General features: G+C 67.1%; 15 protein-coding genes and 1 pseudogene. 4 read left to right on the forward strand and 12 right to left on the reverse strand.

Features of this window, described 5'->3' with window-relative positions; genetic code table 11:
- The first annotated feature begins 349 nt into the window (after positions 1-349).
- Positions 350-610: a hypothetical protein gene (locus AB0A61_RS08710; protein ID WP_361288311.1), complete on the forward strand. Its 261-nt coding sequence runs from the start codon at positions 350-352 to the stop codon at positions 608-610.
- 115 nt (positions 611-725) lie between these two features.
- Here AB0A61_RS08710 and AB0A61_RS08715 read toward each other — a convergent pair whose 3' ends face one another.
- The 4 genes from AB0A61_RS08715 to AB0A61_RS08730 all read right to left on the reverse strand — a co-directional run bounded on the left by AB0A61_RS08715 (position 726) and on the right by AB0A61_RS08730 (position 3,922).
- Positions 726-851 carry a hypothetical protein gene (locus AB0A61_RS08715; protein ID WP_361288313.1) on the reverse strand — a complete coding sequence of 42 codons (126 nt, stop codon included), beginning with the start codon at positions 849-851 and terminating at the stop codon, positions 726-728.
- A gap of 25 nt (positions 852-876) precedes the next feature.
- A complete protein-coding gene (locus AB0A61_RS08720) occupies positions 877-2,274 on the reverse strand; it encodes a glycosyltransferase (RefSeq protein ID WP_361288316.1) in 1,398 nt (465 codons plus the stop codon).
- Between the two features lie 65 nt (positions 2,275-2,339).
- Positions 2,340-2,555 carry a hypothetical protein gene (locus AB0A61_RS08725; RefSeq protein WP_361288319.1) on the reverse strand — a complete coding sequence of 72 codons (216 nt, stop codon included), beginning with the start codon at positions 2,553-2,555 and terminating at the stop codon, positions 2,340-2,342.
- A gap of 107 nt (positions 2,556-2,662) precedes the next feature.
- The gene (locus tag AB0A61_RS08730; protein WP_361288322.1) at positions 2,663-3,922 is read right to left on the reverse strand and encodes a nucleotide sugar dehydrogenase; all 1,260 of its coding nucleotides are present in this window, start codon (positions 3,920-3,922) and stop codon (positions 2,663-2,665) included.
- A gap of 497 nt (positions 3,923-4,419) precedes the next feature.
- Between AB0A61_RS08730 and AB0A61_RS08735 the strand changes: the two are divergent.
- Positions 4,420-4,910 (forward strand): annotated as a pseudogene (locus AB0A61_RS08735) (transposase); the annotation flags it as partial.
- Between the two features lie 40 nt (positions 4,911-4,950).
- On the opposite strand, the gene AB0A61_RS08740 reads toward AB0A61_RS08735, so the two are convergent.
- From AB0A61_RS08740 to AB0A61_RS08765, 6 genes are read right to left on the reverse strand one after another with little or no spacing between them, the layout of a single operon-like run.
- Positions 4,951-5,379, reverse strand: a complete 429-nt coding sequence (locus AB0A61_RS08740) for a hypothetical protein (protein WP_361288325.1) — start codon at positions 5,377-5,379, stop codon at positions 4,951-4,953.
- A complete protein-coding gene (locus tag AB0A61_RS08745) occupies positions 5,376-6,122 on the reverse strand; it encodes a class I SAM-dependent methyltransferase (protein ID WP_361288327.1) in 747 nt (248 codons plus the stop codon). Before AB0A61_RS08745 ends, AB0A61_RS08740 begins: the two co-directional genes overlap by 4 nt.
- Positions 6,119-6,883 carry a DUF2071 domain-containing protein gene (locus tag AB0A61_RS08750; protein WP_361288329.1) on the reverse strand — a complete coding sequence of 255 codons (765 nt, stop codon included), beginning with the start codon at positions 6,881-6,883 and terminating at the stop codon, positions 6,119-6,121. Before AB0A61_RS08750 ends, AB0A61_RS08745 begins: the two co-directional genes overlap by 4 nt.
- A complete protein-coding gene (locus tag AB0A61_RS08755; RefSeq protein WP_361288331.1) occupies positions 6,880-7,107 on the reverse strand; it encodes a hypothetical protein in 228 nt (75 codons plus the stop codon). The genes AB0A61_RS08750 and AB0A61_RS08755 overlap by 4 nt, the downstream gene beginning before the upstream one ends.
- On the reverse strand, positions 7,104-7,802 hold the full coding sequence (locus AB0A61_RS08760; protein ID WP_361288333.1) for a hypothetical protein: 699 nt from the start codon (positions 7,800-7,802) through the stop codon (positions 7,104-7,106). Before AB0A61_RS08760 ends, AB0A61_RS08755 begins: the two co-directional genes overlap by 4 nt.
- On the reverse strand, positions 7,799-8,176 hold the full coding sequence (locus tag AB0A61_RS08765) for a DoxX-like family protein (protein WP_361288336.1): 378 nt from the start codon (positions 8,174-8,176) through the stop codon (positions 7,799-7,801). Before AB0A61_RS08765 ends, AB0A61_RS08760 begins: the two co-directional genes overlap by 4 nt.
- Positions 8,177-8,412: 236 nt before the next feature.
- On the opposite strand from AB0A61_RS08765, the gene AB0A61_RS08770 reads away from it, so the two are divergent.
- Together AB0A61_RS08770 and AB0A61_RS08775 are read left to right on the forward strand one after the other, a co-directional pair.
- Positions 8,413-8,586, forward strand: coding sequence for a hypothetical protein (locus tag AB0A61_RS08770; protein ID WP_361288338.1), 174 nt, complete (start codon positions 8,413-8,415; stop codon positions 8,584-8,586).
- An 818-nt stretch (positions 8,587-9,404) separates the two neighbouring features.
- Entirely contained in the window at positions 9,405-10,550 is a 1,146-nt protein-coding gene (locus AB0A61_RS08775) for a hypothetical protein (protein ID WP_361288341.1), read from the forward strand.
- Between the two features lie 437 nt (positions 10,551-10,987).
- Here the strand turns inward: AB0A61_RS08775 and AB0A61_RS08780 are convergent, their stop codons facing one another.
- Positions 10,988-11,374 (reverse strand): VOC family protein, encoded by a 387-nt coding sequence (locus tag AB0A61_RS08780; protein ID WP_361288344.1) that lies wholly within the window; start codon positions 11,372-11,374, stop codon positions 10,988-10,990.
- Between the two features lie 217 nt (positions 11,375-11,591).
- Entirely contained in the window at positions 11,592-11,891 is a 300-nt protein-coding gene (locus AB0A61_RS08785) for a hypothetical protein (RefSeq protein ID WP_361288347.1), read from the reverse strand.
- Positions 11,892-12,526 lie beyond the last annotated feature (635 nt).

Genomic DNA, 12,526 nt, shown 5'->3' on the forward strand with positions numbered 1-12,526 from the left:
TCGGCGCAGTCGGGCTCACTCTTTGGTACTAACAGGAACTCATGGAGGCAGTGGTCCCCGCAAGCAAGATCACGATCTACGGCTGGAGTACTAGGCGTAGTTAGCATCAAGGGGGCGGGTGAGTGTCTGACTGCGTGACAACGCCGACGAACAGCTGCGGACAACCGCGGACGCCTGCGGACGGTCGCGGCAGGTGAGAGGCACATCGACCCGAGGTCAGGACCTCACCGCAGTTGCTTCGGGACGAAGAAGTCGTCACCCATGTCTCGCCGTACAGTTCCTCCGCCGCGGCCGGCCCGGAGTGCGCGATGCTTGGAGCATGGCCCCTGAACCCAGCGCTGCTCCGTCGATGACCACTCACGTGAGTACGGCGGCCGATGGAATCAACAGGGATTTCACGTGGGAGGAAGGCGCACGCATCGAGGTCCGCAACCTGGGCGGCGAAATCGTCATTGAGGCCAACGCTGCTGGGTTGAAAACCCTGGCCAGCCACCTCCTCACGCTCGCCCAGGACGGCACACCGGACGGTACTCATCTCCACCTGGAGGTGAACAACGGGCTCGGAGCAGGCTCCGTAGGCCTGGTCTTGGAGCGGTGCGACGACGAATGACTCGTGACAGACGCGTGCCAGATCGCGCGGGGAACCACGGGGAACAGCGGGGACCCAATCGACCGTCTACCGCGCGGCTGCGTCCCGTCGCCACAGGTCAGGCCTGGAGCAAACCCTAGAACGCCTTGAGCTTCCCAAGCTGAGCGCGCGCAGGTTGGAGCAGCAGCGTACTCTCGTTGACCCTCAACGCGCCCGGCACGGTGGCGAACAATTCGATGGAGACCAGCACCAGATCGAACAACGTTGGGCCGTGCCGGGGCGGAGGGTCAAGAGGTCGAGGACATCGACCGGTACTGTCTGATCTCCAGTGTGGAATCGTCGAGCGGTTCGTAGAGCTTTGGCGTTGTCGGTGTTGGTGTGGCGCTTGTTCCCAGGGAAACCTCAGCCCCGTTCTGTCGGGTGCCCCAGCCGGTTTTGAGGCACGTCAGAGCCCCGTACCAGCGATGCCAGCGCAGTACCGTCCACGCGATGGCAATGGCGACGGGCATCGCCAGCCAGGTGAGGACCCGCGAGCGAATCCGTTCGTCGGAGCGGATGACGCTCAGGTATCGCAACCCCTGCGCCCAGCCAATGAGGAAGGGGATGATGAGCATCGTGACGGGCGGCGGCTCGCGGTTGACGATCGGCTCCGCAATCAGCAGCCACGCCGTGATGGTCTGGGTGAGGATCATCTGCACCCAGCGCACGATGTGCAGCCAAAATGCGGGGCGCCGGGCCGACAGGTAGCGCATGCGCCAGATGGAGCGGATGGTTGAGCCCCGCATCCACCGCAGGTACATGCGGTTGAAGTGCGACCACTTCTCCGGCATAGCCGTGAAGCAGATCGCGCGAGGCTGCTGCACCGTCAGGCCACGTTCCTGCGCGAAAAGAGTGAGCATGGAGTCGTCAGAGAAGCCAACGCCGCGCCCCATGAACGTCTCGTTCAGGTAGCCGTCGAGGTTGTCCCGGATGACGTCCGCCCGGTAGGCCGCGATGGCACCGGAGTTGACCATGACGGCACCGACGGCCGACTGCCCCGAACGGTCGACGAGCTGGCAGACGGTGAACCACAGGTCCATGATCCGTACGAACCAGTTCGCCCGGTTGTTCGTGGCAACCACGACTCCAGCAACGGACTGCACCCGGGCCCGTGAGAACGGAGTGAGGAGGTTCTCAAGGGCGGTGGGCGCGAAGCAGCTGTCGGAGTCGCACGTGACGTAGATGTCCGCGTCGGGACTGACGCGAACCCCGTGGGCTTGGGCGCTGCGCTTGCCCCCGTTAGGGACGCGCTGCCAGGTGGTGGCCACACCCTTCTCCGCAGCAGCACGTTCCCACCAGGTCCGCACCTCGGCGTAGTCCGTGCTCGTGGACCCGTCATCGACGATGTGGACGGAGTCCGGAAGGCGGGTTTGAGCGAGGAAAGCCTGAAGGCCCAGTTTGAGATATCCGGGGTCCTCGTTGTAGGCGGGTACGAGGACTGCTGCATGCAGCCCCTTGAGGCGCCGGGCGATACGCGGCGTCATTCTCGGGGCGCGTTCCAGGTGATACAGCAGCGTCTGGATAACGAAGATCGCGAACAGGCCGGAGAATACGAAGGTGGCGCGACTCCGCGTCGCTGGGTCGGTGGCGAGAACCGCCATGGTGTGATGCGTGGCCCACCCGGCGAGCAGGAGAAGAACGATCATGCCCAACAGGACGGTTGCCGACCGGTGCTGATGGGCCGTCAGCACCGGCGGGCGACGTGTTCTGCTCACTTACCGTGCCGACGGCGCTCGGTGGTGGTGCCCTTCGCGGGAGCCAACTGGCCAGCCGTGAGATGGCGGCGCCAACCAAACTTCAGGAAGAGCATGAGGCCGAGAGCGGCGACGGCGACGGCGAGGGCCAGATACATACCGAACGGGATGGTGACGCCTCCGAGGACGAGCACGGGCAGACCGGTTTGCGCAAGCTGCGCGCGTCCAGACATACGAGAACCCCCAAGGAATGGTGATGGGTAAGTGGTGATTACGCGTTCATGATTTGACGGGCTTGGCCCCGGAAGGCGCTCCCGTCTCGTATCCCTGGCTGCTCCGTTTAGAGCAGCTCTACATTGCCGGCCACGCAACCGACGTTCCGTGTGTCCAAAACCAACTTTGAGTTCTGGACGACCTTCTCGTAGTCGACGTCGCTGTGATCGGTGACGATCACAGCGACGTCGTACTGCGAAATCTGATCGGGCCCGATAACGCCCTGAACGTCCTCGATTCCCTGACTCGCTACACAGGAGTCGACCACGTCAACCGTGGCACCGAGCGACCTGAGTAGCGCGCGGATCTCGATTGCCGGAGACTCGCGGTAGTCCGAGCTGTCCTTCTTGTACGCGTAGCCGTACATCAGGACCTTCGCGCCGTTCACCGACGTCCGCCGACTGTTCAGCAGCCGGGCCAGACGGTCCACCACGTACCGGGGCTGAGCCCGGTTGATCTCGTTCGCGGTCTCCACGAACCGGAAGGGCCGGCCGACCTGCTTCTTGACGTGCCATGCAAGGTAGGCGGGATCGATCGGCAGGCAGTGGCCGCCGACACCCGGTCCCGGCGTGAACTTCATGTAGCCGAACGGTTTGGTGGCGGCAAGGTCCAGCGTGTGCCATACGTCGATGTCGAGTTCGTCGGCGAAGGCCGCGAGCTCATTGACAAGTGCGATGTTGACGTGGCGGAAGGTGTTCTCCATGACCTTCGCCAGCTCAGCCTCTTCCAGCCCCTTGGCGGTTACGACGTTGTCGCACACCGAGCTGTAGAACTCACTGACCTTGCCCAGGCATTCGTCACCCAGTCCCGAGACGATCTTCGGAGTGTTGCGGAAAGCCCAGGTCTTGTTGCCCGGGTCGATCCGCTCGGGGCTGAAGCCGACGTGGAAGTCGACGCCGGCGGTGAGCTTCGAGACCCGCTCCAGGATCGGGATGAGCACGTCCCTGGTGGTACCGGGGTATGTGGTCGACTCCAAGACAACTGTCTGGCGCTGGCCCTTTTCGAGGAACCGGCCGACTGTTTCGGCAACGCTCTGTATGTAGGACAGGTCCGGGTCGCCGTCCCGGAGTGGAGTCGGAACTGTGATGATCGCGACGTGGAACCCTTTCATCTCCCGGTCCTGGGAGGAGGGGGTATAGCGATTCGTCCGGAGGATTTCCGAGATGGTTTCGGAGCTGATGTCCTCTATATATGAGTTTCCGCTTTGCAGACTGGCGATCTTCTGTTCGTCGACGTCGTAACCCACGACGCCGTACCCCGCCTTAACCGCTTCCACCGCAAGCGGAAGCCCGACGTAGCCTTGTCCGGCCACGACTATGTTCTTCATTGTCCTGATTCCCCTGAGCTTCCGGCCAGCTCCCCATTGGCTGGCGAGGCTTCCGGGCTGACTTCCCGGTTCCGGCGGTAGGAGGCCCCCCTCACCCGCCGGTCGCTCATGCCTTCTGCCAGACATGCGTGTACTAGTGGCGACTCGTAGAAAATTAAACCACGAGGTGGTTTCAACGTACACAGCTTCCACACACGCGTATCCGTGTCGTTATAGAAGTCATCTGGAGGTGAGCCCTTACGACACCGTCCGGCCAACTGGCATCCGTCAGGTCATCCGGTCCGGGGTGGGTGCCTGTGCTCCCTGAATCAGCCCCCACCAGGGCCGCATATGGGGCGGGCAGGCGACGGGGGACGCGCCTGCCTGCCTCGCCGCCCAGTACCTGTACCGCCAGGGACGCGACGCTCAGACCATCCCCTGCGCACAGCCGCCCTCGGCCAGTACGAGCAGGTCCTCGGCGACACCCCCCCCAGACCCTGACCAGCCGGAACACCTCGCTTGCCGAGTCCCTCGGCGTCACGCAGTTGCCGAAGTCCCAGGTGTCCGCGATGGCCAAGCACCTGGACGAGCAGGTCGCCGCCTTCCGCAACCGGCCACTGGAGGCCGGACCCTACTCATTCGTCTGGGTCGACGCGCTGACCCAGAAGGTCCGCGAGGGCGGCCGCATCATCAACGTCCACGCCCTGATCGCGGTCGGCGTCAACGCCGACGGCCACCGCGAGATCCTCGGCCTGGGCGTCGCCACCGCCGAGGACGGCGCCGGCTGGCCGGCATTCCTGCGCTCGCTGATCGCCCGCGGTCCGACCGGCGTCCAGCTCGTCATCTCCGACGCTCTCGCCGGCCTGGTGGACGCCATCGGCGCCGTGCTGCCCGGCGCCTCGTGGCAGGATGCCGCACCCATTACGCCCGCAACCTGCTCTGTCAGGTTCCCAAGTCCGCCCAGCCCTGGGTCGCCACGCTGCCGCGGACCGTCTTCGAACCACCCGACTGTCGGGGCGGCTGTCCACGGCCGGGCCGGTAACGAAGCACTACTGGCCTGCTGCGTGGACCGTCGCCACCACGAACACGGCGGTCACCCACGTCCACAGCATGGAGAGTGCGACGTGACCCGCCGTCCGCAGCCGATGACCCCGCCACAACCGCGGTGAGAAATAGGCGAATTCCATTACCCAGCGCAGGCCCCAGAACAGCGTCTGCCCGCAGAGCAGAACGGTCGGCAGGGGATCGCCGCTCAGGAGCTCCCGAGCGAACGCCAGCGGCAGTGCACCGAGCAGCACGCAGGTGAGGCCGATGAAGAACAGGTGCGCGTAGGAAACCTGCCGGGTCAGCAGGCTGGTGTTGCCGAGGTCGTCCGGCCAGCCCAGGATGCGCGGCAGCGCCACGTGCAGCAGCCCCATGCCGATGAGGGCCGCACCGACCAGGCGCAACTGCCAGATGAGAGCGAGGAGGTGGGTCATGCCGGTCCCCTGGTGAAGGCGAGCGCGGTGACCAGGCCGGCGATGCGATGCTCGGCCGCCGGACGCAGACCGGCCTGCGCGGCCAGCCGGAGCCACTCCGCGCGGGGGAGGAAATGCCAGGCACCCGGCCCGAAGACGGCCGTATTCGGGCTGTCCCTGAGGTGTTCCACCAGGACCAGGCGCCCGCCGGGGCGCAGCACCCGGGCGCATTCCCCGAACAGCCGCTCCCTGTCCTTCGCCTGCCGCAGTTCGTGGGCGGCGAAGATCAGGAATACGGCATCCACCCCGCTCCGGCGCACGGGAAGGACATCCGTACGGCCGGGCTGGGCGTGCGGTGGCGGGGGCACCCGGCGCCGGGCCCGACGCACCGAGCCCTCGGTCATCACGGCGGGGTCATAAAGGTCGACGGTGATCTGCCGGGAGGCCGGCCAGCGGGCGGCCAGCGGGGCGCTCGCCTCGTCCAGGCCGGTGCCCACCACCAAGTGCACGGACGGCGTCTGCGGCAGCAGCGCGTCCAACCAGTCGTAGGCGTACATTTCGGAGCGGTCGTAGACGAGCCAGCTCGCGACCGTGGCGGAAGTGAGCCAGCCGACAGCGGCTGCTGAGCCTGCGCGGGCCATGGTGCGCAGCGGGTACGGCAGACGGCCGGACAGGGCGGCGAAGACCGCCGCGGTGGCCAGGCCGGCGGCGTACTGCGGCCAGTTGTAGGCGATCACGTCCCGCACGCCCGACCGGCGGGTCACCGCTCACGCCCGCTCTCGGTCCGGCGCAGGCCGCGTTCCCAGCCGTACTCCACATCTGCGACATGGAAGGCGTTGGCGAGGAGCGGCCGCGTGCCGGCGAACGGGCCGTGGTCGAAAAAGGTCAGGCGGCGCACGTCGACCGAGACAGGCTGCGGGTCCCAGTGGGCACGGAACGCCTTGATCACGATCATCGAACGGGTCTGCGGCTCGTACTCGAAGGTGTAGGGGAGCGGGCCCGCGAAGCGCCGGGCGGCGCGCGCGTCCGCAAAAGGGCTGCCCGCGGGCAGCGGCGCCGGCGCGCTGCCGAGGTCCGCCCGCACGTGCAGATCCGCCCGGCCGTCGGCGCTGTCCACGCGGAACTCCAGCGACTCGCCCTCGGCCCGGGCCCTGATCCGGGCCAGGCGGTAGTTGTAGCGGGTGAGCAAGTTGCCGCCCAGCACCATCAGCCTGCGGTCGGTGTCGCTGCGCAGGATGCGCAGTCCGCGCATGACGCGCCCGCCCGGAGTGCGGAAGCGGGTGAGGACGCGGTAACCGGTGAGCAGGTAGTCCGCCCCGAAACGGGCGGGAAGGACCGCCGGTCGCAGGGCGCGGGTGTCCACCAGCGCGGCCGCCACGAACCCGTGCTCTCCGTATGTGTCCAGTTCCAGGCCCGGTGGGACCAGCGGGCGCAGCACCGCGGAAGGCAGCGCGTACGTCAGCACCAGCGAGTGAGCGAAGCGCGTGCGTATCGCAACGGGATGGCGCTGCAGCAGATGCCTCACGGCTCGATCCTCCGATCCGGGGCAGCGCCGCCGAGACGCACGGCCCGTACCACACCCCACAACGCCGAGCGGTCCTGTGCCGCCCAGCCCGGTCCGTCCGGACCCGGCTCCCGGGCACTGCGCAGCACCACCACCCCGCCGGGCCGCACCGCGTGCCGTACGGCCGCCCGCAGCCTGCGGGCGAAGTCGGGGTCCGGCCCGTCCAGCACGTTCGAGAGCGTCACCGCGTCATGGCCGCCGCGCGGCGCCTGCTCCAACGCGTGCGCCACGTCGTCGCACACCAGCCGGACGCCCGGTGCCCACAGCGCCGGGGTACCCGGCGGCTCCGCGCCCGCCAGCAGCCGCCACAGCCAGGGATTGCCGCATTGGGATGCCTGCCCACGGTCCGCTCCAGGCGCCGCCGCAGCACCTCGTCGAAACGCGTCGGTACGACACCGGCGAACGACGGGCGCAGCGCCACCGCCAGCGCTCCGCCTGGGCGCAGCGCAACCCGCATCAGCCGGCGCAGACCCGCGGTGTCCAACTCCTCCCGCCAGCGGTGTGCTTGCTCCACCGGATCGTCCAGCGTCAGAAAACGGTGCAGCTCTCTCTGCCGCCACGCGGGCAGCAGCCGCGCCGCGGCGGCCCGGCCCAGGCGCATGACCGCCTCCGCCGTGCCCTCCCGGGTTCCACAGCCGGCCAGCCGCTCCCGCGCGTATGTGAGCTGCACCGGATTGACATCGACGGCCGTCACCTCGTACCCCGCCGAATGCAGGGCTGCCGCTGTGTCCCCCGCCGAGGCGATGCACAGTACCCGCGCGCCCGGCGGCGGGAAGACCGCCAGCTCGACACCCCAGTCCTCGTACATCCGCCCGAAGAGCAGGCGTGGGCCGCCGAATCCGCCGAGCAGCCGACCGCGTGCCCACGGTGTCCCGCTCACTCGGCCGCCGTCCAGGTCACCATCCAGATCAGTGCCAGGAAGGCCAGGTCCTGCGTCACCAGCCGTCCCGGCTCGTCGATCCGGCCGGGGCTGAAGAGCAGACCGCCCAGGTTGAACGCCACCACCAGCACGGTCTGCACGAGCGCGGCCGACCGCGCCCGCCGACCGCTCAGCACCCATACGCCGATCGCGACCTCTGCCAGACCGATCCCGGCGAGCACTCCCGTCACCGCCCATCCCGGCAGGAACGGCACGTCACCCACGATCGCCCGCTGATCCGCCCGCCCCGGCCAGATCTTGCACCAGAACCCCTCGTAGAACCACACGAGGGCGATCGCCCACCGCGCCACCCGGACCCGCCACGTCTTCAGCACGGGATGATCATGTCTGCCGCGCCATCCAGTGGGAGTTCCGGGCCCCCGGTCCGGCCGCGCGGTGATCAGGTTGGCCGTCCTCACGCGGGTCGAGGTGGCTCGGCTTCCGCGCGGAGCCGTGATCGGCCCGGCCCGTTGCCACATCAGGCAGGCGCGGTGGAACAGTGGGACACCGCCTGCTCAGGGTTTTGCCCCTGCCTCGAGGGCACTCGGCCCGTGAGCTCGGAGGTACTGAGATGAGTGCCGGAGAGAAAGCCAAGGCAAAGGCCGAACAGGTTGTGGGAAAGACCGTGCGAAAGGCGGCCCACGCGGTGCACAAGGACAGCCTCGCAGCAAAGGGCGCCGCCCTCGAAGCCCGGGGCAAGACGCGGAGCGAGAAAGAGAGGACCAAGGACTCCTTCAAGCGCTGACAACGTCGTGACCGCCACCCTCTGAGTGACGGGTGCCCCGGCACGCCGCGGGTGTCGTCCGCGGCGCGTCCCTTCAGCCCGCGTGCCGCGCGGGTGTCGCCGATGGTGTGGTCCGAGACCGGCCCATCGAGCATCTGCCAGGTGCCGGAGCCGGCTTGGAACTTCGGGGCGTACTCGGCTTCGTCCACGTCGCGGCCGGTGGCGTGCAGCATGCCGTCCGCCTGCCCGCGGGCCCGCTTGAGCACGAGCGTGGCGTCCGAGGCTCCGGCGATGCCGTTGGTGCCGGACACCTCGTTCAGGAAGTCGTCTGAGCCCTGTTTGCGGACGTGGTGGACCAGGACCACGGCGATGCCGTAGTGGTCGGCGATCCGCTGACGCAGCCGACTGCGACGTAGTCGGCGTGCGCGGGGTGTCCTCCAGGGCGAGCAGATTGACGCCCTCGGCGAGGACGCAAGTCCGCAGGTCAGAGACCCAACCCTTCACTTCTTCGGCTACTGATCGCACTCGCGGCTCGCCTCGACTTGGCTCGCCGTTGTGACTCCGCAGCGCCCACGCGAGGCACGTACCCGCACCGCACCGCACTGCACCGCACCGCACCGCACCGCACCGCACCGATCAGACCTGTGGGCTGTGCAACGCGGAGCGCGGGATTCACCACGGCCGCATCGCCGGCCGGCCCATCTCTTCGGGGTATCGCTCCTAGACCGCTCCGGTCACTGATCACACCCGTCCGAGGGGTGCTGTAGCCCCCTCCGGTAAGCCTGCCGCTCCGCCGGGACACTCTCAGGCACCCTCCCCTGACAAAGGAGCTGTCCGCAATGACGCAGGAGGATGCGGTGTTTACGCGAACAACCAGGAGGGTGCGCCCTCGGTGGGGGACGGGCGCGGCAGCCGTGGTGACGGCGGGGGCGGTCTGCCTGGTCCAGGCAGGACCGGCCGCGGCCGCCCACGATCACACCGTCGTGAACTGCAACAACAACCCCAACGCCTTGCAGCCCGCGATCAACAACGCTCCCTCAGGAGCGACGCTGCAGGTGAAAGGCGTCTGCTTCGGCAACTTCACCATCAACAAGAACCTGACCTTGACCGGGCTCGAAGACGCCGTCCTCGACGGCCACGACACAGGCACCACCGTGACAATCACCGGGGCCTTCCGAGTCAGGCTCAACAACCTGACCATCACCCACGGCAGCACCCCCAACCGTGGCGGTGGCATCTTCAACAACGGCGGCACGGTGACACTGAGCGGCTCCACGGTGCGCAACAACACCGCCCCCGGAACTTTCGGCGGCGGGGGCGGCATCGCAAACAACCACGGCACCATGACGCTGAACGATTCGACGGTGCGCAACAACACCGCCCCCGGTACTTTCGGCTTCGGAGGCGGCTTCGACAACGAAAACAGCAGCACTGTGACGCTGAACCGCTCCACAGTGAGCAACAACAGCGGGACCGAAATCGGCGGCGGCTTCGAAAATGGCCCCCATACCACGCTGACACTGCACTATTCCAGGGTGAGCAACAACAGTTCTGGGGAAGTCGGCGGCATCGACACCTCTGTTCCCACCAGCTTGACGCTGGACCAGTCGACGGTAAGCAAGAACTTCTCAGGCACAGATTCCGGAGGCATCCTCATTACGCCCGGTACAACAGCCACGCTGTACCGCTCCGAAGTCGTCGACAACACCGCAGGGACCGATGGGGCCGGCATCTTCAACCGCGGCACGACCACGTTGACGGAGTCAACGGTGAGCAACAACATCGCAGGGCGCAACGGCGGAGGAATCTACAACGACAGCCCCGGAAAGCTGACATTGCGTCGATCCACGGTGGAACACAACACCGCCTTCAACGATGGAGGTGGTATCTACAATCTGGGCGCTGTGACACTGCCCGAATCCAAGGTTCGCGACAACCACCCGAACAACTGCGCCCCGACTCCGGTCCCCGGCTGCAAGGGCTAGTCATTTTCGACACCCGATCCTCCTGCGGCCCGCCTCGGGGGAGGCACCGCGCCCGGCCACACGCCGCTGGACGTCATCAACCTTTTCAACGAGCGCGCCAATCTCAAAGGGTCCAAATTTTAGGGAGGCGCCCCCCTTATTGTTGTTGGCTTGTCCAGACCTATGGCTAGAATGCTCGACCAGCCTGAGTGAGGCTAAGATAATCAGCATGTGAAGCAGGGCCATTCGTAGTCATTTTCCCGCCTTGCTGGGCTCGTCCAGGCATGCGGAGCGCAAGTGTCCGACTCTCCGGGTCCTGAGGCTGTAGCACCAGGGGGTACGGGCACGGCGAGATCGCGGGGCCGGGGCGAGAACTCGAGCCTGCGGCTTGCTTGTGCTCCGAGCGGTGCCCTGGTGTACACGGTCACCGAGGGCCTCTGGCCCGGGGCACCGGGACATCAGTCCTCGCCGCTGCCGTAGGGCCTGGTCAGAATCTCCAGGTTGTGCCCGTTCGGGTCGTCGAAGTACGCCCCGCGTCCGCCGTCGTTGTGGTTGATCTCGCCGGGGCGGTGGTGATACGGGTCCGCCCAGTAGGTCAGGCCTGCCTCGCGGACACGGGCGAAGATCGCGTCGAAGTCGTCCTCGGAGACGAGGAACGCGTAGTGCTGCGGGGTGATGGAATCGGCCGTTTCCATGTAGTCCAGCGTCACGCCGTTCGGTATCTGCACCGGGACGAACGGACCGTACTCCGGTGCCACCTCCAAATCCAGCAGATCCGCCAGGAACCGTGCGGACGCCGTCTTGTCGTGTGCGGCGACGATCGTGTGGTTGAGTTCGACGGCCATCGGTCGGCCTCCTTCCCCCTGCCCCTGGATACCGGAACCACTTTCCACGCTAGCAACCGCTCGGGTCGGCACCATCCGTCCCTGGCCCCGTCCGGCTCCGACCATTCCAGCAGGAACCCCCAGGTCATCGACCCGGGGGTTCCTTGTTGTCTGGACCAGTGGCCGGGGTCAGGGGCACAGGCCGGGCATTTGTTTCTGCAGAGTCAGAGACTTGTCCCTATGCGGCACCGCTGACGCCGGGGGCGATGAAGCGCCGGTGGAGCAGGCTGCAGCTGGTCTCGGGTGTACCGGTGATGCCGGCCTTCTGGATCGCGGGTGCGAGCCGTTCGGTGAGGAATGTCTCGAATGCCTGCTGGGATTCCCATACATCGGTCACGTGGAACCCCTGGGCATCGAACCAGGCCACGTGCACTTGACCGCCGGCCGCGGGGATCTCCTCCCAGTCGACCGCGTCTCGCACGGTGTCGTACTGCTCTGGCGTGACTCCTGACCACTGCATCGATATCACCACAGCCATGTCCAGCCCCCTCTTGCTCCTCGTCGTGGTGTACAGGTTCTCGGGCCAGCCGACATTCATTCACTGCCGCACACACACATGTCGGTCCTGGCATGGGAATCGTTCCAGCCCACGAGCGTTGCCGAACAGAGCGCGCGGATGCGTATCGGCACCTGCGGCAAGCCCCCGCACGCTCGTACGCAGTGCACCCCACCAGTGGGACACCGCCTGCTCAGGGTTTTGCCCCTGCCTCAAGGGCACTCGGCCCGTGAGCTCGGAGGTGCTGAGATGAGTGTCGGAGAGAAAGCCAAGGCAAAGACCGAACAGGTTGTTGCTTCGTGCGGTGGGTTCCGACACACCTCCGACACAGTCTGTGTCGCCGGCACCCTCTGACAAACTCCCCCGCAGGGTGAGAGCGCCGTGCGGCGTGATCGGCGCAATCGCTCGCAGCCGTGTGCGCGGGTTCGAATCCTGCCGGGGGCGCCCCTGGTCCGCCCTCCTTCAGGAGGGCGTTTTTGATGCTCAGCGCGAGTGCGGCCGCACACGGACGAGCGCCGGACCTCCCCCTGCTCGGTGCCAATCCGGATGCTCGCGGCCGTCGGCTCTCCCCGCCGCCCGCTCCCCCCGCCTCTCCCCCGCCGCCCGCCGACGTCGGC

Origin of the sequence: Streptomyces sp. NPDC046197 (genome assembly GCF_040646295.1) — a bacterium.
Classification (GTDB): Bacteria; Actinomycetota; Actinomycetes; order Streptomycetales; family Streptomycetaceae; genus Streptomyces.

What these genes read in the sequence shown, in the direction of transcription:
- AB0A61_RS08725 (WP_361288319.1), bottom strand. Translation starts at nt 2,555, where the DNA reads ATGTCTGGACGCGCGCAGCTTGCGCAAACCGGTCTGCCCGTGCTCGTC.
- AB0A61_RS08775 (WP_361288341.1), top strand. Translation starts at nt 9,405, where the DNA reads ATGACGCAGGAGGATGCGGTGTTTACGCGAACAACCAGGAGGGTGCGC.
- AB0A61_RS08740 (WP_361288325.1), bottom strand. Translation starts at nt 5,379, where the DNA reads ATGACCCACCTCCTCGCTCTCATCTGGCAGTTGCGCCTGGTCGGTGCG.
- AB0A61_RS08770 (WP_361288338.1), top strand. Translation starts at nt 8,413, where the DNA reads ATGAGTGCCGGAGAGAAAGCCAAGGCAAAGGCCGAACAGGTTGTGGGA.
- AB0A61_RS08710 (WP_361288311.1), top strand. Translation starts at nt 350, where the DNA reads ATGACCACTCACGTGAGTACGGCGGCCGATGGAATCAACAGGGATTTC.
- AB0A61_RS08730 (WP_361288322.1), bottom strand. Translation starts at nt 3,922, where the DNA reads ATGAAGAACATAGTCGTGGCCGGACAAGGCTACGTCGGGCTTCCGCTT.
- AB0A61_RS08785 (WP_361288347.1), bottom strand. Translation starts at nt 11,891, where the DNA reads ATGGCTGTGGTGATATCGATGCAGTGGTCAGGAGTCACGCCAGAGCAG.
- AB0A61_RS08720 (WP_361288316.1), bottom strand. Translation starts at nt 2,274, where the DNA reads ATGATCGTTCTTCTCCTGCTCGCCGGGTGGGCCACGCATCACACCATG.
- AB0A61_RS08780 (WP_361288344.1), bottom strand. Translation starts at nt 11,374, where the DNA reads ATGGCCGTCGAACTCAACCACACGATCGTCGCCGCACACGACAAGACG.